Raw genomic sequence first — 618 nt, 5'->3', positions numbered from 1 at the left:
GGGCTCGATCAGGGCCCACTGCTCGTCGGTGAGATCGCCTCGCGCCATGACTGACGATCTATCAAGGCCGGGCCCCGACGCGCAGGCGATCTACCGAACTGGTGGTCCGAACTCCAGACAGGGCCTAATGCATGGGGGCCTGCGGCAAGCAGTGCCGCGGAGAACCGGGTCAAGAGCAGTGGGGGCGGGCCATCGTCCGGCTGCGTGTCAGGGGGCGGCAAGCAGCAGCCCACCAGATGGACCCCCGGGTGCACGAGCTGCCAGTGCCCCTGGCGGGACATGCGGTCGATGACCGAACCGCTCACTCCCAATGCCCGTGCCTGTCGGATCTGGATAGCCCCGTACTGCCGGGTCGCTAGCCGGATCGCGTCGTCTATTGGTGCCATGTCCGCCACCGTGACCAACCTACGGAGCCCGGCGCATCCAGAATTTCCCGGCTGTGGATATCCCCCTCACACCGGCGATGATCATGGCAACCATCCCGGCAAATGGGACCTCAAGTTTCGGGTTTTTGGGGTGGAGGGGTGAGAGATTGCTTGCCCTGAGGTGAAACGACCCCCGCCCCCTGCAACGCAGGCGCAAAACAAGGGAAGCATCGGCAGTGCCAAAAAAGACCTC

Annotated in this window: 1 protein-coding gene; it reads right to left on the bottom strand. The window is 64.6% G+C overall.

Going from position 1 to position 618, the window contains the following annotated elements; genetic code table 11:
* Positions 1 to 405 precede the first annotated feature (405 nt).
* Positions 406 to 618 (bottom strand): hypothetical protein (locus ABD259_RS25705; RefSeq protein ID WP_344165860.1); only part of this gene is annotated, 213 nt, incomplete at its 5' end.

The organism is Nocardiopsis rhodophaea (genome assembly GCF_039530945.1).
GTDB classification, from domain to species: Bacteria; Actinomycetota; Actinomycetes; order Streptosporangiales; family Streptosporangiaceae; genus Nocardiopsis_C; species Nocardiopsis_C rhodophaea.
The sequence above is the reverse complement of the archived record's forward strand: the minus strand, read 5'-3'. Positions and strand labels throughout refer to the sequence as shown.